Genomic DNA, 17,982 nt, shown 5'->3' on the forward strand with positions numbered 1-17,982 from the left:
GCGTCATCCGAACAACCCTTGACAGCGTGGCGAGCGGCACAGGCATAATAGGAAGGCCCCGGAGAAAGCGCTTTCTCGCTGGTGGGGCAAGGTTCCCAAGCTAGTCGAATTGCCCATCCCTACAAGGCATGTGCTCTCTTTGGCATGCCGGAAAACAGGCCAATGACGTCCACAGCACCACAAAATGCGCACACCAAACCACTACACCTCGCGGCAGTGTCCACCATCCTGGGCATCACCCTTGCAGTTTCGCTGGCGACGGCTCCTGCCAGTCAGGCCGAACCGGTCACTGTGCACGGTTCCCCCACAGTCTCAGTCCACGACTCCGCTCCCACGGGCTGGGCATCAGTAGGACCGGGGACCAACGGTGGTTCCGACGCCCCGCCGGAAAACATTCACGTGGTCAGCACGTTGGCCGAGCTGAAAGCGGCAACGTTGAACAACGGAGACCCCAAGGCACCGAAAATCATCTACGTCAGGGGAACCATCAACGGCAATGAGGCTGCCGACGGCACGGTCATGGGAGAGCAGGACTACGCGCCTGGATATGACATCCAGAAGTACATGAGCTGCTTCCTGGACAACGGCAAGACCTGGAGCGACCAAGCCTTCCCCTATTGCAAGCAGATGCGGCAGTTACGCCAGCAGGGAAGTAATGCCATGAAGCGGCAGATCGAGGTAAACCTCCCGAGCAACACCACGCTGCTGGGGCTCGATGATGCTGCGGGCCTGGTGGGCGCAAACGTGATCATGCACGTCGCGAGCAACGTGGTCATCCGGAACCTCAGCATCGAATCACCCGTGGACTGGTTCACCACCTGGTCACCGGACGACGGGGACGGCGCGTGGAACGCCCGCTTTGACTGCCTGTCTGCCGTGACGTCCGACCACATCTGGATTGACCACGTCCTCCTGACCGATGGACGCTACCCCGACAGCGAAGCGCCGAAGGACTTCAAAAATGAACCCGTGATCCGGCACGACGGCCTCCTGGACCTGAAGGACGGTACGGACTTCGTCACCATTTCCAACAGCCAGCTCCGCGACCATGACAAGACCAGCCTCCTGGGCTCCGGTGATGAGCACGTGGACAAAGACGGCGGGAAACTGCGCGTCAGCTTCATCTCCAACCTGTTCGAGAACACTCAGCAACGAGGACCCCGCGTCCGATTTGGGCAGGTTCACGTCCTTAACAACTACTTCGTGGGCAGCGTCGATGACCCGGACTACCCCATGATCAGCGAAGCGCAGGGCGGAACCAGCTATTTCTTGGGAGCGGGGTATGACTCAAGGATCTTTTCCGAATACAACGCCTTCGACTACGACGGCGCCGATGCGGACAAATCCATCACAGTAAGCAGCTACAACGGCAACATGTTCAGCGACACGGGGTCCTGGTTCAATGGCGAGTCCGTTGACCTGAACGCCGTCGCTGAAGGTTCCTTCGCGAAGCGGAAAGCTGAAGCGATCGCGGCCGCAGCTGAGTCAGGGACCGCGGTGCCTGAGTGGGCCAATCGTGACTTCACGTCCGACGTCGGATGGTCACCCTCGGACGTCTACGGATACAAGACGCTGAAATCGCCAGCAGCAGTCCGGAACTCCGTGCTCAACTTCTCAGGCCCGGGCGTGATCAAGGTCCGCGAGGGGAAGTAGCAGACGGCGCGTTTCAAAGCGGCAAAGCGAAAGCCCCGGCCCGCCTGCTGGCGGACCGGGGCTTGCTTTGTAAGGTGTTACTTGGTGATCAGTTACTTGGTGATCGGGCCGAGTACCGGATCGTCGACGTAAGCGGTCTTCACGTTCTCTGCCGTAACGATCTGCGGAGGCAGGAGGAACGCGGGGACGGTCTTGACGCCGTTCTTGTAGGATTCCTTGTCGTTGATTTCCAGTTCCTTGCCGGCCTGGAGGTCCTTCACCATGGTGATGGCGTGCTCAACGAGTTTGCGGGTGTCCTTGTTGATGGTGGAGTACTGCTCGCCAGCGATGATCGACTTCACGGACTCAACTTCGGAGTCCTGGCCGGTTACCACGGGGAGCGGCTTGCCGGCAGCCTTGACGGAGGTCAGGACTGCGCGGGCCAGGGTGTCGTTCGGGGAGAGAACGCCGTCCAGGGAAGCGGTGCCGTAGCTGCCGGTAAGCAGCGTGTCAGCGCGACGCTGGGCATTTTCAGCCTTCCAACCCTGGGTAACAGCCTGCTCGAACGTGGTCTGGCCGGACAGGACCTTGAGGGTTCCGTCATCGATCTTCGGCTTCAGGACGCTCATGGCACCGTCAAAGAAGACCTTGGCGTTGGCATCATCCGGGGAGCCGGCGAAGAGCTCCACGTTGTACGGACCGGAGGCCTTCTTGGCCTTCATGCCGTCCAACAGAGCCTCGCCCTGGAGGACACCAACCTTGAAGTTGTCGTACGCCACGTAGTAGTCCACGTTCTCGGTGTTGAGAAGCAGACGGTCGTAAGCGATGACTGTGGCGCCGGAGTCCTTGGCCTGCTGGAGCTGCGTACCCAGCTGGGCGCCGTCGATGGCTCCCACAATGATGACCTTTGCACCCTTGGTGACCATGGCGCTGATCTGGTTCTGCTGCTCGGACACGCCGCCGTTGGCGAACTGGACGTCGGCCTTGAAGCCAGCGCCGGTGAGGCCATCGTTGAACAGCTTCTCCGCGAGGACCCAGTTCTCACTGGTTTTCTGCGGAAGTGCGACGCCGATCAGCGAGTCCTTGGGGAACGCTTCCCCGCCTGCCGTGCTGGTGCTTGAGCCGCTGTCAGTGCGGCCGCAGGCTGTCAGCGCCAGTGCCGCGATGGCAGCGACTGCTGCTGCCTTTCCTGCTTTACCAAACATTCGCATATCTTGGTTCACTTTCTGTGTGGGTGGGGTGGAGCGAGTCGGTGGGGAAGCGGATTACGCTTCCTTGGAAATGACCTCTTTGGTGGACGTGGTTTCGTCCGGCTTGATCTCGTTGTTGTTTCGCTGGAATCCCTTGATCAGCATGCCCGTGATGGACCGCTTGCCCTGGGACTTGTTGTAGACATCGAAGGCGACTGCGGCCAGGAGCACCAGGCCCTTGATGATCTGGGTGAGGTCAGCGCCAACACCCAGGAGCTGAAGGCCGTTGTTGAGGACAGCCATCACCAGGCCACCGACGATCGAGCCGATCACGGTACCAACACCACCGGTAACGGCGGCGCCACCAATGAAGACGGCTGCGATGGCGTCCAATTCCCAACCGACGCCGTCGAACGGACCGGATGCCGTGGAGCGGGCAACGAAGATCATGCCGGCCAGGCCAGCCAGGATGGACATGTTCATCATCACCATGAAGTTGACCTTCTTGGACTGAACGCCGGAGAGTTCAGCTGCGTGGCGGTTGCCACCTACGGCGTAGACGTGACGGCCAAGGACCGTCTTGTCAGCGATGAACCCGTAGATGAGGACCAGTACCGCGAGGATCAGGCCGGGGATGGGGAAGGAGGTTCCGGGGCGGCCCGTTGCGAACAGGTACGTTGCGTAAAGGATGGCACCGCAGATCAGGACCAGCTTGGTGACCTCTACCCAGAGCTCGGGAACATCGGCGCCAAGGGCCTTGGATGCTGCACGGGCACGCAGGGACATGATCACAACGAATGCTGCCGCCACAATGCCGATCAGCAGTGTGAGGTTGTTGAATCCGGTGTTAGGGCCAATCTCGGGCAGGTAGCCGGAACCAATGAACTGGAATTCCTTGGAAACCGGGATGGTGTTGGACTTGCCCACAAACTGGTTGAAGCCACGGAACAGGAGCATGCCGGCCAGGGTCACGATGAAGGCAGGGATGCCCACATACGCCGTCCATAGGCCTTGCCAAGCGCCGATCACCGCGCCCAGAAGCAAGCCGAAGAGCACGCCTGCCCACCAAGGCAGGCCCCAGTCCCGCATGGCCAGGGCAACCGAAACGCCCACGAATGCTGCCACGGAACCCACCGAGAGGTCGATGTGGCCGGCGATGATGACCAGGACCATGCCAATTGCCAGGATGAGGATGTAGGAGTTGCCGTTGAACAGGTTGATCACGTTGCCTGGGGTCAACGTGCGGCCCCCGGTGAAGATCTGGAAGAAGACGATAAGTGCCACCAGGGCGAAGATCATGCCGAACTGGCGGGTATTGCCACCAAAGAGCTTCTTGAGCGCGTTCATTGTTTTGGTCCTTGTGTCAGGAAGGGGTCAGGCTGGGCCAACGGTCAGGCTGTCTTGCGGGCGGAAGTCATGAGCTTCATGAGGCTTTCCTGGGTTGCTTCGTTCTTGTCCAGGACACCGGTGATGGCGCCTTCAAAAATGGTGTAGATACGGTCGGACAGGCCCAGAAGCTCCGGAAGCTCCGAGGAAATGACAATCACTCCCTTGCCCTGGTTGGCGAGCCTCTGGATGATGCCGTAGATCTCGTACTTGGCACCCACATCGATTCCACGGGTGGGTTCATCCAGGATCAGAAGGTCCGGATCAGTGAACATCCACTTGGCCAGCACCACCTTCTGTTGGTTACCGCCGGAGAGTTTGGCAACGCCTTCCTCAACCGACGGAGTCTTGGTCCGCAGCGATTTCCGGTATTCCTCGGCTATGGAGAATTCCTTGCGGGTGTCCACCACCGTGTAGTTGCTGATCTTGTTCAAAGCCGCCGAAACCGTGGTGGTCTTGATGTCGTCCAACAGGTTCAGGCCCAGCGACTTGCGGTCCTCCGTGACGTAACCGAGCCCCGCATCAATGGCGGAACGGACGCTGCGGAGATTGACCGGCTTGCCGTCCTTGTACACCTGCCCCTTGATGAAGCGGCCGTAGGAGTGACCGAACAAGGACCGGGCAAGTTCCGTGCGTCCGGCACCCATGAGACCGGCGAAGCCAACAATTTCGCCCCGGCGGACGTAGAAGTTGGAGCCTTTGCAGATCAGGCGGTCCTGGATCTGGGGATGTCCCACCGTCCAGTCCTTGACCTCGAAGAAAACTTCACCGATCTTCGGTTCGTGATCGGGGAAACGGGACTCGAGCGTCCTGCCCACCATGCCTTTGATGATGCGGTCCTCGTCCACGCCATCGCGCTTGACGTTCAACGTTTCGATCGATTTACCGTCACGAATGATGGTGATCTCGTCCGCGATCTGTTCGATCTCGTTGAGCTTGTGGGAAATGATGATCGAGGTGATGCCTTTGCCTTTGAGGCCAAGGATCAGGTCCAGCAGGTGCTGGGAATCGGATTCGTTCAGCGCAGCGGTGGGCTCGTCCAGGATCAGCAGCCGAACGGACTTGTTCAGTGCCTTGGCGATTTCCACCAGCTGCTGCTTACCAACGCCGATTTCCTTGATGGGGGTGTCCGGGTCTTCCCGGAGGCCCACCCGGGCCAGCAGTTCCATGGAACGCTTGCGCGCTTCTGCCCAGTCGATCACACCCCACTTGGTGGGTTCGTTGCCCAGGAAGATGTTCTCCATGATGGACAGTTCCGGGATCAACGCCAGTTCCTGGTGGATGATCACGATGCCCGCTGCTTCGCTTGCGCGAATGTCCTTGAACTGCTGGGTCTCAGCCTGGTACACGATGTCGCCCGTGTAGCTTCCGTAGCCGTAAACGCCAGACAGGACTTTCATGAGCGTGGATTTACCGGCGCCGTTTTCTCCACAGATTGCGTGGATTTCGCCGGCCATCACGCGCAGGTTCACATTCGACAAGGCCTTCACGCCGGGGAATTCCTTCGTGATCGAGCGCATCTCCAAGAGGATGGGATCACCTTGCGTGTCGAGGGATGTCATCAGCCCTTACGCCTCCAATGCATGACTTCGTTGTCGGCCCCGCAATGGCGAGGCTGTCTGATGAAAAAGTAAACTGGATCACCCGTCTTGTCGTCAAGACTTGAACGCATGATCCAGCTAACGATTTCGTTACCTACCGGTAATACCGGCGTGTTGGAACACCAAAGCAGCTGCTCCAAGCGCTTCTGCACGTGCCCCGAGGGAGGACATCGCCAGGTGCGTCGTCTCGCCCACCACAGGCACGGCGTGGCGTACCAGCCCCCTCCGGATGGGGTCCAAAAGGAGGTCGCCGAGGCCCGCCAGTGGGCCTCCGACCACGATCACTTCAGGGTTAATCAGGTTGGAGACGTTGCCCAGCGCGCGGCCCACCGCCAAGCCGGCGTCGTCCACTACGCGTTGGGTTGCAGAGTCGCCGGCGAGGCAGTTGCGGACGATGTCCTGCGGCGTCAACAGCGCCTCCTGGCCGCGCCCCAACAACTCGATCATGGTGGTGGTGGACGCTATCGTTTCGAGGCAACCCCTGTTTCCGCAGCGGCACACCAGGCCGTGCTCATGAATGGTTGCGTGGCCGATTTCCCCGGTGATGCCAACGTTGCCGTAGTAGGGGAATCCATTGAGGATCAGGCCGGCGCCGATGCCCGAGCCGATCTTGAGGAACATCAGATTTGAGACTCCACTGTGCGGCCCCCACGTCACCTCGGACAGGGCGCCCAAGTTCGCGTCGTTATCAACAAAGACGGGGCAGTTCAGCGCCTCCTCCAGCCGATGGAGGATGTCGATCCCCACCCATTCGGGCAAGATGGCGCCTTGTGCCACGGTGCCTGATCGGCGGTCAATGGGGCCCGGGATGCCCGCCCCGGCCCCCACTACCGCGGTACGGTCGATCCCGTTCTCTTGGAGCAGTCTTTCCAGCAGCCGGACCGCGGCCGCAATGCCTTCCTCGGCCTGGTGACCCAGCGGCAACTCGATGTAATCCTCGGCAATGACGTGATAGCCCAGCGAGGCAAGGACGACCCGCAGGTGCCGCCGTCCGAAGTCGATTCCGACGGCGACCGCACCGTTGCTGTTCAACCGGACGTTGGTTGCCCGGCGGCCGGAGCTCGTGGTCGGCTCCGTGGATACCAGTCCGGCGTCCTGCATGATTTTGACGATGTTGGACACCGTTGCCGTGGAGAGTCCGGTTTGACGCGAGAGCTCTGCCTGCGTGGAGGGCCCACTCAGAAGGCATTCAATGATGCGCTGCTGGTTCAGGTGGCGCAGTGCGGACTGCGAGCCGGGTTTTCTTGGGTGGCTCTTCGTTGAGCGCTGCGTTGCGGACATGACAAGAAGATTGCCCCACAATCGAGCTTGTAGTCAAGAAGTGAACACAAGGAGTCAAGCATTGCCGACATACTCCAACGCATGAACACCAGCTATGTACCCCTTGTGGGGCCCGATATGCGCCCCAACTCCATGTTTTGGCGCGCAGAGTGGGCCCCGCAACGCGGGGGTGTGCGAGGGGTGGGTGTTGTGGGGCCTGGTGTGCTCCCTAAGATCCCGGGTTGGCACGCAGAGTGGGCCCCGCAACGCGTGGGGGGCGTGCATTGCGTCCTGTTCCGGACAGATGCGGGTCCAATTGCCTCACCATCACCCCTCTTCACGCGCCTACGCTGGACATAAGAAACCTCCCGGGCGTGCGAAGCAGGCATCGGGATCAGGCGAAACCAAGGGGTAATGATGCTGCTCTCAGTCCTTCAGGCGAACGCTTCCGTCATGGACGTAGAGGCGAACCTGCGCACCATCGACGACGCCGCGCAGCGCGCCGCCCACGCGGGGGCGGGCCTGCTCCTGACGCCGGAGCTGTTTCCCGTGGGATATGCCCCGCTGCGTCTGCACGCCGAACTGGACCCAGCCATCCTCCCGGACCTTCGCGAACGCCTGGCAGGCATCGCCCGCCGGCACAAGGTCGGTCTGGTTTACAGCCTTCCGGCGCTAAGCCGGCAACACACAGCGGACGACGACGCCGCGCAGCCGCCTCACGCTGATGGCGCCTGGCACATCACGGCTACTTTGCTTGACGCCTCAGGTTCTGAGGTCCTGAACTACGCGAAAGTGCACCTCTTCGGCCCGGAGGAGCACAAGGCGTTCGTAGCCGCCCAAGAACCTCCCGCCGTCGTGGACTTCAACGGAATCCGGACGTCGATGGTGATCTGCTATGACGTCGAGTTCCCGGAAGCGGTGCGTGCCGCCGCCACGAGGGGCGCCGAACTTCTGCTGGTGCCAACGGCCTTGTCCGAGGGCTTCGATAACGTCCCTCAGGTGCTCATCCGTGCCCGTGCGTTGGAGAGCCAGTTGAACGTTGCGTATGCCAACCACAGCGGGCACGAGGATGTGTACAACTTCCTGGGCGGCAGCGTGGTGGCCGGGCCGGACGGATCGTTACTCGCGGCGGCGGGTGAGTCCCCAACGCTGCTGTTCGCCGAAGTTGGCACTGAAACCGTGAAAGCAGCACGCGCTGAAGTTCCGTACCTGAGCGACCGCCGGCCGGAACTGTACGGGCAATGGCGGGACAGGCAGGGCTAGGGGTCAACCTGAACCAGTTGTATTTGCCGCCGCCATGCTAGTAGGCCTTTGACCAGGCTTCTGCCGTCGCCAAAAAATGGCAACAAGAATATGGCGTGAAGGAAGAACCACCAGTGAAGTGCGTAGTGAGGCAGCGTCAAGGCAATCGGGACCCCGGCAACACACGCCGCCAATGGGCCGGCCAGGGCGATAAGTGCCGCCTGCCAACCCACGAGTCTTCCCATGGGAATGACTGAGAATCTCAGCAGTGTGCTCGCAAAGATGACGTGGGTAATTCCCGGGCTCAGCTTGAGGCCGACGACGTGGGAGCCCTCGTGAATCACAAAGCCGATCAGCAGGCCGGATGCATGGATCAGCAGCCAAAAGGCCGGTTGCAGAATCCCGGGAATCCCCGCGACCGCGGTGACTGCGCAGGCAGTGAAGCCGGCAGCGACTGCGGCGGCCGGAACGCGGACGGCCCAAACCAGGCTTTTAACGGCCGCCATGACTTTGACCTCGTCAATGGGAACCGTGCTGAGATTCACCGCTGCTGTGCCTGCAGCAGTTGCTTTTTGCGGAGCTTGAGCTTTTCAAGGACTACAGTGACCGCCACGCAAAAAACGAAGATGATGACGAAGATGATCGCAATGGGTGTGCCGTCGGCGACCCCAATTTCCAAGGCCGTTGCGCCGCTGGCCTGCTCGTGGGCCTCGAAGAAGATGGCACCGAAAAGCCCAAATTTTCTGACGCCCGCGTCCATAGTGGAAAACATGGCCATGATGAATCCTGCCACCACCATTGCCATGGTGATCACAAATGAGACGGAAAATGCCGTGATAACTCTAAGAAGCCACTTCATGGCGTCGAATCCTTTCCATCCTCTGCATGCCGAGGATGCTGTACGTCACAACCAAGATATTTAGAACTGAGTAAACTACTGCGCTTATCGCCGGTTCGAGATTGAATACGTTGAGGCCGAGCGCGATCGTCAAGATGACGATAATCGCCAGCACCGCACCGACCAGAACAGTGAATGGGTTCCCCTTTTCCGGTGGAAACGCAATACCAATGAGAGTGGAGATAAGAATGTTGCTGAGGCAGAATCCTGCTACGGGCAAACACGCAGAGAGCTCAATGCCTTGAGCAAGGCTGGCCGCGGTAACCGGAATCGCGACCGTAACCCAGAGGATTATCTGCGAGCCGAGGATGCTCGCGTAGTTCCTCCACGCGCTGACGTGCAGCACTGACATGCGCCGCAATGGTTCAGAATTTACGTAGGCGTACACACCCTGAAATGTAATGAGAGCCAAAACATAGGGTGGAATGACAATGTGTTGCAGCCATGCAAACAGCGAAAACGCTAAGACGAAGATGACGGAAACGAGCGTTTCGAAGCTGCGGAACAGCACCAGCGTGTAGGCCCCCAGCCTCCACGTTGCAATCTTGGAAGGAAGCAAGATGATGAAGCGACGGAGGGGGACGTACGCTCTGGGAGCAGCGGCTACGATGCCGGCAATAACGGCCACGGAGGCTGCGGCAAAGCTCACCACCGCGAGCCACAATCCGAAGTTCTTTTCAAGTGTGGAGTACACCAGCAGCGGCGAACTGTAGTCACGCCCCTCGACGAAGCTCTCGGCAATCACCGCCGTCTGCTCATTCGTATAGGGGAACAGAACTGAGAGGCCTATCGCCAGGACAATCGGTACCAGTAGTCCTCGGAGCCGTGCCAGCCGCATGATGAGGAGGCTGCGTTCCAAGAGATAGTAGGCCAGGCTGAGGAGAAGATAGACAGTCGCTACGGGAAGCCAAATGCACACCGCAATCTTCGTAATGAAATCCGGCCCCTCAAGAAGCACCGTTGATATCGAGAATGCGCCGAAAACGAAAACCGTCATCACTGCCACCACCGATGCCTCGAATAAAGCGAAGGCAAGCGTTCGTTCCTTGTTGGTGGCAGGAAGGTGAAAGGACAACTTTAGAAGCTCATCCGCCTTCAAGAAGAGGACCCGTATCAGCGTGTACGCAATGAGGACCCAAAAACCCACCGAAACGTTGGCGATTGCGAGGACGGGTTCGAATAAATCAGTTCCGCCGAGATACTGCCGCATCACCGTGTAGCTGAGAACATTGAATCCCGCAAATCCGAGCAGCACAATAAAGGCGCCAGCGATTCGCATTGCTCTCGAGGCCAGGAGTCCACGTCCCAGAACCCGCCGGAGAATGAATGTCCAAAATAATCGAAACAACAGGATAATGCTTTCGAGCCGCATCTACTCGACTTCCATTGACTGGATGTACTCAGAAGCAAGGGCCGAGAGGTTGCCATAGTCCTTGTTGACTGAACCCAGGTCCCCTTGGAAGACCAGGGCTCCTTGGATGAGGACGGCAACGTCATCGGCCACATTCTCAAGAACGTTGAAGTCATGGCTGCACAAGAGTACCGAGCGCCCATCGCCTGCGAGTTTCCGGACGTCTTTTTCGAAGACCTTTACTGATTCGATGTCCACTCCATTGAGTGTCTCATCGATAACAGTGAGACGACGTTCCAACATGAATGCGGCAATGAGCTGGAGTTTCTTACGCATTCCATGGGAGTAGTCCTCAATGAGGTCACGGTGACGACCGCTCATTGAATAGCGGTCAAAGTGATGACCAAGGACATTCAGATCGAGCGGTTCGGTGTAGAGACCATGCATGAATCGAAGGTATTCTTCACCGGTTAGGAACTCGGGCAGGTAATCATTGCTCGAGAGGTATATGGCAGACATTTTCGCACTGCGACTGGAATTCCGATGCCCGTTGATGTGGACGCTGCCACCCTGCATTTGCAGCAGGTCCAAAATCACCCTTATGAGGGTTGACTTGCCTGATCCGTTGGGGCCGATAAGACCCATAATTCTGTTTCCGGAAATGCTGAGTGAGACGTCATGCAGGACTTGCTTCTGAAAGTTGTACGCATAATCGATGTGGTCGACAGTAAGGGGCATTGGGCTTTGGCTCCATGGTCTGGCTGTGGTGGTGGCATCGCACGACGATGCCACCACCGCGGTTATCTGACGACTAGACGCACTCCACCCAGACGGAAACGCCCCACTGGCTCCAACTCCAGTTGCCGACGAACCGCCCACGGCCGGACGTCAGGCACCAGATGGCCATGGCGCCCAGAATTGCGAATGCGAGGACCATAAGAACAGCGAGCAGGACGAGGAACCAACCGTCGTAACGAATGACCATATCGTCGATTTTGCTCCTGATTGCGGCCACGGTGCTGGGGGCCTGTACTGCTGTTGCAGCGAGCATATTTCCCCCTCGGAAATGATGATCTGTACGGCGCCGATGAGTTTCGGCACCCACGAGGAGGCTAGATACCTTGAGCGGCCCCCTAGCCGCCCGACAGCCCAAATAGGTACCAATAGCGGCAAAGTTGAGTGGGGAAAACCGCTTGCACAGAAGAATTCGGTGTCATCTAGGGGGTGCCCGCCAGATCCGTGGAGTCCACCAGCTCGTCCACGTACTGCAACGCGAACCACAACTCAGCACGCACCTGCGCCTGGTTGAGGTCCATGTCCAGCAGTTCGCCGAGCACGCCGATTTGGCGTCGCACGCTGTTCCTGTGCAGCCCCAGCAGCTTGGCGGAGCCGTCCCAGCTGCCGTTTTCGCTGAGCCAACCTCGCAAGACGGTCAGCAACGGGTCACGGCGGTCCGGTTCCTGAGCGAGTACTGGCGCAAGCAGCCGTGCGGCCAGCAGGGTTCCGGCTTCGCGCCCCAAAAGGCCCGCCACGGACCACGTCACCTCGTCCACCCGCGCGCTCTTGCCGGAGGCCGCCACACGGCCCCGCAGGGAGCTCACCCGTTGGTAGGCCGCCTGGAGACCAAGAAGCTCAGTTGGTTCGCCGATCACCAGCCGCCAACCAAGTTTCTCCACATCGGCGAGTAATGAGTCATCCACCTTGAAACGGGTAATGGCAGCGAAACCGTAGTCAGTAATCTCCACCAGCTTGGTGTCGAAAAGCCTGCGCCATTGCAGAAGCTCGCGGACCGGGCCGTCGTCCGCGCCGTCCACCCTGACACCTTGGATTACCCGCATCTGCCCGGATCTAGTGGAAGCCAAGCTTTGGGCCAGCAGGTCCCTGAGTCCGTTGACGTGCTTAGTGCCGCCCGACGTCATCGATTCAGGGTGCAGCAGCATCGCAGTGGCCAACTGGCTTGGAGCAAGCGAACCGCTGGTCCGCTGCCGCACCAACAGCTCCAGCAACCCCACGGCCGACTGCACCACGCTGTTTTGGGCAGGCGTCAGGGGGGCATCCGAGCCGAGGATCAGTGCGCCCAGGTTGGCGTCCTTGGTACTCCGCAAAGGATGCCCGAACACCAGCGCCGATCCCGGTTGGTCGAAACCGTCCATTTCTACCCGCGGCCCGCTGCCGGTCAGCAACCGTTCCAGCATGGGCGCCAGCAAAGAATGCTCGACGCCGGTGCTGCCGCCGGCGTTGTGCCCGCCTGTGGACTGGTGCCCGGCACCCTGCCCGGTTGTGCTGTGCCCTCGCGCCCGAACCCGCCCGTCCGCGCCAACAAGGACAGCCCACACGGGCACCCGCTGAACCAGGGCCGCGAGCAGTTCGTGTTCTGGCCTGGGGGAGAGGACTGCCCGCATGAGTTGGCGATTGGTGTCTGCCAGTTGCCGGAAGACCCTTGCGTTATCCGTTTCCAGGAGCTGCGAGAATTCCAGCCCGATCGCTGCGAACGGCAAGGATTCCGGAACTTCGAACAAGGTGAGGTTGTGCCGGCGGCAGGCATCCACCAAGGCGTCGGGGACGGCATCGAAATACGGCCTGATCCCGAAGCCCAGCGCCGCCACCTTCGCGTCCACCAGCCGTTGGACGTAGGCATCCACCTTCGCCGCCGAGCCGCCATTCCCCAGGAAAGGCAGCCCGGCGGTCAGGAGAAACTCCCCCTCCGGCAGGTACGGGGTGGGGTCCTCCAGCTCACTGGGTTCCACCCACCGCAGCAGCGAGGCGCCACTGCCGCCGTCGTGAAGCATTGCCAACTCCGGCGGCAGCTGCTCCAGGAACTGTTCGAGAGTGACGAAACTCAGGCGGGCGGTGGCGGGCTCAGGCGACATTGCCCTGCCCGGCGGCGGCCGGCTCCTGGTAGTCGGGGCACCGGTACGCACTAGTCGCGTACGCCCGGGGGAGCCGGGGCGCAATCCTGTTGATGATCTCGTCCCCGTGGCTGCCGATCGCGGCACCCCAATCGTCGGCGCTCGCCGCCCCACATGCCGGGTCGCCGAACAACACGGCGGTGTCGCCGACGTCGATTCCTCCTGCGTCCGGTCCCAGATCCACCATGAACTGGTCCATGCACACCTTGCCGATCACGGGCACGCTGCGTCCTCCAATGTTCACCACGGAGCGGCCACTGATGCCCTTGGGGATGCCGTCCGCATAGCCGAGCGGGATGAGGCCGAGGTACCGGGGTTCATAGGTGATGGCCTGGTGTTCGTAGCTCACACCGGTGCCGGCCGGAACTTTTTTGACCATGACCAGCGGCGCCGTCACGCTGAGCGCGGGGCGCAGTCCGAAGTCCGCCGGGTCCAAGTGATCAGCGGGGGCGAGGCCGTAGATGGCGAGCCCTGCACGCACCATGTCGAAGTGGAATTCGGGCCGGTCCAGGATGTTTGCGGAGCTGGACACGTGCCGGAGTTCAGGGTTCAGCCCGGCTTCGTGGGCCTCGCGGACGGCGTCCTCGAACTCGGCCACAGCAGTGGCGTTTCCCGGATGTGCGGGGACGTCGGCCCAGGCCAGGTGGGTCCAGAGGCCTAGAACGCGAAGGGTCCCGTCCAGTTCGGCTTGCCGCGCCCGGGCCACGAGTTCGGCCCAGTCTTCCTTGCGCGCGCCGCCGCGGCTCAGGCCGCTGTCCAGTTCCAGGTGCACGACGGCGGGACGGCCTAGGCGCGCAGCGATGCCTTCCAGCACCTCCAGTTGGCCGACGCTCCCGAGGGACACATCGACGTCGTTTTCGAGGGCTTCAAGAATGGTGGCGCTGGTCTGGGATGCCAGATACAGCCACGAAAGGATGGGTACTGTGATCCCGGCCTGCCGCAGGGAGATGGCTTCGGTGAGCTGGGCGGTTCCCAGCCAGTCAGCCCCTGCATCCACTGCGGTTCGCGCCACTTCCACCAGTCCGTGGCCGTACGCGTTTCCCTTCACCACGGCCATGAAATACGGGGCCTTGGTGCGCTTTTTCAGGGCTTTGACATTGTCTGAAATCGCGGACAGGTCCACGGTGACCTGTCCTGAAAGGGCCGCCGGGGCAGCCACTTGATATTGTGCATTACGTCTCATGGTTGAACACTATAGGTCATTTTGCACCGCGGTGAGAGGTGGCTCACATGCCAGTCTTGTGGAGGGGAAATCGAAACTACTTGGAAGGGACGTCAAGGGTGACTGTGCCTGTGAACACCGAAAATTCAGCGGCGCCGGCCGTCACGAGGCCAAGCCTCGGGGCTCAGCTTTTGCGACGCAAGCCCATTGGCCAGATGGTCAGTGAAGCCGGAAGCAGCGAGGGCGGTACGCCTTTGGTCCGCAGCTTCGGCGTCCTCCAGCTGACCATGATCAGCGTGGGCGCCACGCTGGGCACCGGCATCCTGGTGATCCTTGGTGAGTCCGTTCCGCTGGCAGGTCCGGCTATTTGGATCTCCTTCGTCATCGCCGGCCTCGCAGCGCTGCTCTCCGCCGTGTCCTACGCGGAAATGGCGGGGCTGGTCCCCGTGGCAGGCTCCAGCTACTCCTACTCCTACGCCACCATGGGCGAGGGCATGGCCTGGATCTGTGGGTGGTGCCTCGTGCTGGAATACGCAGTCTCTGTGGCCGCGGTAGCCGTTGGTGCGGGGCAGTACGTCAATGAGACGTTGGCGGCCTTTGGACAGTTCCTTCCGGACGCCGTGAGCCAACCGCCCGGCGACGGCGGCGTGGTGAACCTCCCCGCGATGGTCATCGTGGTGCTGGCCATGATTCTTCTGGTGCGCGGTGCGCGGGAGAGCGCATGGATCAACACAGCCATCGTGATCGTCAAGGTGGGCATCCTCATCTTCTTCTGTGCCGTGGCCTTCACCGCCTTCAACGCAGGAAACTTCGAGCCGCTCCTGCCCATGGGTGCAGCAGGGGTTTCCGCCGCAGCCTCGAGTGTCTTCTTCTCCTACATCGGCTTCGATGCCGCCTCCACCGCCGGTGAAGAAGCCAAGAACCCCAAGCGCGACCTGCCCCGGGCCATCATGCTGTCCATGGTGATCGTCACCAGCATTTACGTCTTGGTTGCCGTGGCAGCCATCGGCGCCCGGCCGTGGAACTGGTTCGACGGTACCGAAGCTGCCCTGGTGCAGATCCTCCACGAGATCACCGGCCAGCCGTGGATCGCTTTGGTCTTCTCCGTCGGTGCTGTGCTTGCCATCGCCAGCATTGTGCTGACTGTTCTCTACGGCCAGACCCGCATCATGCTGTCCATGTCCCGCGATGGCATGGTTCCCAAGGTCTTTGGCCGTGTGTCCCGCCGCACGGGCACGCCGGTGGCCGGGACACTCATCATCGGCATCGCTGTTGCCCTCACCGCTGGCTTGGTCCCGCTCGGCGCCCTGGCCGACGCAACCAGCATCGGCACACTCTTCGCCTTCGCACTGGTGAACGTCGCGGTCATCTACCTCCGGCGCAACCGCCCCGATCTTGAGCGGAGCTTCCGGGTCCCGCTGTATCCCATCACGCCGATCCTGGGCACATTGATGTGCGCCTACCTGATGCTCAACCTGGGCGCCGACACGTGGATCACCTTCGGCGTATGGATGCTTGTGGGCATCGCCATCTACTTCGGCTATGGACGCCGGAACTCCAAGGTAGCCGCGCTCAGCGAGCAGGACTACCGTGAATTAACCACCAGGGCCGTGAGCCCGGAACCTGTGAAAGCAGAAAACTCATGACCATCGCCACTGAACTCCCCGTTGCTGATCCGCAGGGCCAAGCCCCTGCAGACGAGGCACCCATCACCATGCTGAACCCGGACTTCCCGTTCAGCTACGACCACTACCTGGCGCACCCGGACGGTTTGGGCTCTGTTCCCGAGGAGCTGTACGGAACGGAAGTGGCCATCATCGGTGCCGGCCTGTCCGGGCTGGTCACGGCGTATGAACTCATGAAGCTCGGCCTCAAACCGGTCATCTACGAGGCCGACCAGATCGGTGGGCGCCTCCGGACAGCAAGCTTCCCCTCGGCTCCAGGTGTGGTGGCCGATCTCGGTGGCATGCGGTTCCCGGTATCCGGCAAGGCCTTCTACCACTACGTGGACCTGCTCGGCCTGGATACCAACGAGTTCCCCAACCCCATGGCGCCAGCCACGTCCAGCACGGTGATCGAGCTGGCGGGCAAGAAGCACTACGCCACCACGGCCGACGAACTGCCGGAGTTCTTCCGCGAAGTGGCCGACGCCTGGAAAGCCGCCGTTAACGATGGTGCTGCCTTCGCTGAAATGCAGGAGGCCATCAAGGCCCGCGATACCAAGCGGATCAAAGAACTCTGGAACGCGCTCCTGCCTGAGTTGGATGAGCAAACCTTCTACGGCTTCATCGCAGCCAGCAAGTCCTTCAAGGAGGCCGGCTTCGCGCACCGTGAAGCATTCGGCCAAGTGGGCTTCGGCACCGGTGGTTGGGATACCGACTTCCCCAACTCCATCCTCGAAATCCTCCGTGTGGTCTACACCGACGCCGACGACCAGCACCGCTCCATTGCGGGAGGAGCGCAAAGGCTCCCCGAGGCACTCTGGAACCACGCGCCGTCGGGCCTTAAGTATTGGCCGGAAGGCACCTCGTTGGCTTCCCTGCACTCCGGTTCGCCGCGCGGAGCTGTGGACAACATCCGCCGGGCGGAGAACGGCGACCTCCTGGTCCGCGAGAACTGGGGGCGCGAGGCCACGTACCAAGCCGTGGTGACCACGTGCCAGTCCTGGTTGCTGTCCACGCGCATCCACACGGAGGAAGCGCTGTTCCCCGCCGAGTTGTGGACCGCGATTGAGCGTTCGCACTACATGCAGTCGTCCAAGACGTTCGTGATGGTGGACCGGCCGTTCTGGAAGGACATCGATCCTGAGACCGGCCACGAGGTCTTGTCCATGACGCTCACCGACCGCCTGAACCGGGCAACGTACTTGCTCGACGACGGCCCGGACAAGCCCGCTGTGATCCTCCTGTCCTACACATGGAACGACGACGCCCTGAAATGGCTTGCGCTCACCGCCGAGGAGCGCGTGAAGCTCATGCTGCACTCCTTGGAGCAGATCTACCCGGGCGTGGACATTTCGAGCCACATCATCGGGCAGCCGATCACGGTGTCCTGGGAAGCGGACCCCAACTTCATGGGCGCGTTCAAGGCCAACCTGCCTGGACACTACCGGTACCAGCAGCGCTTGTTCACGCACTTCAAGCAGGATCAGCTGGCGGAACACCAGCGCGGAATCTTCCTCGCGGGGGACGACGTGTCCTTCACCGCTGGATGGGCCGAGGGTGCTGTGACCACGGGCCTGAACGCAGTGTGGGGAGTGGTGAACCACCTCGGCGGATCATCGGCCGCCGGAAACCCCGGTCCGGGCGACCTGCTGGACGAACTCGGCCCGATCAGCCTGGACTAAGTTCC

At 61.0% G+C, this 17,982-nt stretch carries 15 protein-coding genes; 4 read left to right on the plus strand and 11 right to left on the minus strand.

The window, feature by feature from the left end:
* Nucleotides 1–162: 162 nt before the first annotated feature.
* Nucleotides 163–1,653, plus strand: a complete 1,491-nt coding sequence (locus AR689_RS03295; protein WP_082697770.1) for a pectate lyase family protein — start codon at nt 163–165, stop codon at nt 1,651–1,653.
* Nucleotides 1,654–1,745: 92 nt separating this feature from the next.
* On the opposite strand, the gene AR689_RS03300 is transcribed toward AR689_RS03295, so the two are convergent.
* The 4 genes from AR689_RS03300 to AR689_RS03315 form a co-directional block, all read right to left on the minus strand.
* Nucleotides 1,746–2,843 carry a substrate-binding domain-containing protein gene (locus AR689_RS03300; RefSeq protein ID WP_062066788.1) on the minus strand — a complete coding sequence of 366 codons (1,098 nt, stop codon included), beginning with the start codon at nt 2,841–2,843 and terminating at the stop codon, nt 1,746–1,748.
* Between the two features lie 54 nt (nt 2,844–2,897).
* Nucleotides 2,898–4,169, minus strand: a complete 1,272-nt coding sequence (gene mmsB, locus AR689_RS03305; protein WP_062066791.1) for a multiple monosaccharide ABC transporter permease — start codon at nt 4,167–4,169, stop codon at nt 2,898–2,900.
* 44 nt (nt 4,170–4,213) lie between these two features.
* Nucleotides 4,214–5,770 carry a multiple monosaccharide ABC transporter ATP-binding protein gene (gene mmsA / locus AR689_RS03310; protein ID WP_062066793.1) on the minus strand — a complete coding sequence of 519 codons (1,557 nt, stop codon included), beginning with the start codon at nt 5,768–5,770 and terminating at the stop codon, nt 4,214–4,216.
* Between the two features lie 129 nt (nt 5,771–5,899).
* Nucleotides 5,900–7,090: an ROK family transcriptional regulator gene (locus tag AR689_RS03315; RefSeq protein ID WP_062066796.1), complete on the minus strand. Its 1,191-nt coding sequence runs from the start codon at nt 7,088–7,090 to the stop codon at nt 5,900–5,902.
* A 393-nt stretch (nt 7,091–7,483) separates the two neighbouring features.
* Here AR689_RS03315 and AR689_RS03320 point away from each other — a divergent pair, with 393 nt between their 5' ends.
* Nucleotides 7,484–8,332 carry a carbon-nitrogen hydrolase family protein gene (locus AR689_RS03320; protein WP_197412798.1) on the plus strand — a complete coding sequence of 283 codons (849 nt, stop codon included), beginning with the start codon at nt 7,484–7,486 and terminating at the stop codon, nt 8,330–8,332.
* Here the strand turns inward: AR689_RS03320 and AR689_RS03325 are convergent.
* From AR689_RS03325 to alr, 7 genes are all read right to left on the minus strand, one after another.
* Nucleotides 8,329–8,856 carry a hypothetical protein gene (locus AR689_RS03325; RefSeq protein WP_062066798.1) on the minus strand — a complete coding sequence of 176 codons (528 nt, stop codon included), beginning with the start codon at nt 8,854–8,856 and terminating at the stop codon, nt 8,329–8,331. The two genes, AR689_RS03320 and AR689_RS03325, sit on opposite strands and share 4 nt — an antisense overlap.
* Nucleotides 8,853–9,170: a hypothetical protein gene (locus tag AR689_RS03330; RefSeq protein WP_062066801.1), complete on the minus strand. Its 318-nt coding sequence runs from the start codon at nt 9,168–9,170 to the stop codon at nt 8,853–8,855. The genes AR689_RS03325 and AR689_RS03330 overlap by 4 nt, the downstream gene beginning before the upstream one ends.
* On the minus strand, nt 9,154–10,581 hold the full coding sequence (locus tag AR689_RS03335; protein WP_062066804.1) for a hypothetical protein: 1,428 nt from the start codon (nt 10,579–10,581) through the stop codon (nt 9,154–9,156). The genes AR689_RS03330 and AR689_RS03335 overlap by 17 nt, the downstream gene beginning before the upstream one ends.
* Nucleotides 10,582–11,298: an ATP-binding cassette domain-containing protein gene (locus tag AR689_RS03340; protein WP_062066807.1), complete on the minus strand. Its 717-nt coding sequence runs from the start codon at nt 11,296–11,298 to the stop codon at nt 10,582–10,584.
* A gap of 73 nt (nt 11,299–11,371) precedes the next feature.
* Nucleotides 11,372–11,611, minus strand: a complete 240-nt coding sequence (locus tag AR689_RS03345; RefSeq protein ID WP_062066810.1) for a hypothetical protein — start codon at nt 11,609–11,611, stop codon at nt 11,372–11,374.
* 166 nt (nt 11,612–11,777) lie between these two features.
* A complete protein-coding gene (locus AR689_RS03350) occupies nt 11,778–13,430 on the minus strand; it encodes a PucR family transcriptional regulator (RefSeq protein ID WP_062066813.1) in 1,653 nt (550 codons plus the stop codon).
* Entirely contained in the window at nt 13,420–14,652 is a 1,233-nt protein-coding gene (gene alr / locus AR689_RS03355; RefSeq protein WP_231745429.1) for an alanine racemase, read from the minus strand. The genes AR689_RS03350 and alr overlap by 11 nt, the downstream gene beginning before the upstream one ends.
* Nucleotides 14,653–14,762: 110 nt before the next feature.
* On the opposite strand from alr, the gene AR689_RS03360 reads away from it, so the two are divergent.
* Nucleotides 14,763–16,277 carry an amino acid permease gene (locus tag AR689_RS03360; protein ID WP_062068548.1) on the plus strand — a complete coding sequence of 505 codons (1,515 nt, stop codon included), beginning with the start codon at nt 14,763–14,765 and terminating at the stop codon, nt 16,275–16,277.
* Entirely contained in the window at nt 16,274–17,977 is a 1,704-nt protein-coding gene (locus AR689_RS03365) for a flavin monoamine oxidase family protein (RefSeq protein WP_197412799.1), read from the plus strand. The genes AR689_RS03360 and AR689_RS03365 overlap by 4 nt, the downstream gene beginning before the upstream one ends.
* The last annotated feature ends 5 nt before the right edge of the window (nt 17,978–17,982 follow it).

The sequence above is a fragment of the Arthrobacter sp. EpRS71 genome (assembly GCF_001512285.1).
GTDB lineage: Bacteria > Actinomycetota > Actinomycetes > Actinomycetales > Micrococcaceae > Arthrobacter.

What these genes read in the sequence shown, in the direction of transcription:
- AR689_RS03315 (WP_062066796.1), bottom strand. Translation starts at nt 7,090, where the DNA reads ATGTCCGCAACGCAGCGCTCAACGAAGAGCCACCCAAGAAAACCCGGC.
- mmsB (WP_062066791.1), bottom strand. Translation starts at nt 4,169, where the DNA reads ATGAACGCGCTCAAGAAGCTCTTTGGTGGCAATACCCGCCAGTTCGGC.
- AR689_RS03365 (WP_197412799.1), top strand. Translation starts at nt 16,274, where the DNA reads ATGACCATCGCCACTGAACTCCCCGTTGCTGATCCGCAGGGCCAAGCC.
- AR689_RS03320 (WP_197412798.1), top strand. Translation starts at nt 7,484, where the DNA reads ATGATGCTGCTCTCAGTCCTTCAGGCGAACGCTTCCGTCATGGACGTA.
- AR689_RS03295 (WP_082697770.1), top strand. Translation starts at nt 163, where the DNA reads ATGACGTCCACAGCACCACAAAATGCGCACACCAAACCACTACACCTC.
- AR689_RS03335 (WP_062066804.1), bottom strand. Translation starts at nt 10,581, where the DNA reads ATGCGGCTCGAAAGCATTATCCTGTTGTTTCGATTATTTTGGACATTC.
- AR689_RS03350 (WP_062066813.1), bottom strand. Translation starts at nt 13,430, where the DNA reads ATGTCGCCTGAGCCCGCCACCGCCCGCCTGAGTTTCGTCACTCTCGAA.
- AR689_RS03345 (WP_062066810.1), bottom strand. Translation starts at nt 11,611, where the DNA reads ATGCTCGCTGCAACAGCAGTACAGGCCCCCAGCACCGTGGCCGCAATC.
- alr (WP_231745429.1), bottom strand. Translation starts at nt 14,652, where the DNA reads ATGAGACGTAATGCACAATATCAAGTGGCTGCCCCGGCGGCCCTTTCA.
- AR689_RS03300 (WP_062066788.1), bottom strand. Translation starts at nt 2,843, where the DNA reads ATGCGAATGTTTGGTAAAGCAGGAAAGGCAGCAGCAGTCGCTGCCATC.
- mmsA (WP_062066793.1), bottom strand. Translation starts at nt 5,770, where the DNA reads ATGACATCCCTCGACACGCAAGGTGATCCCATCCTCTTGGAGATGCGC.
- AR689_RS03330 (WP_062066801.1), bottom strand. Translation starts at nt 9,170, where the DNA reads ATGAAGTGGCTTCTTAGAGTTATCACGGCATTTTCCGTCTCATTTGTG.
- AR689_RS03340 (WP_062066807.1), bottom strand. Translation starts at nt 11,298, where the DNA reads ATGCCCCTTACTGTCGACCACATCGATTATGCGTACAACTTTCAGAAG.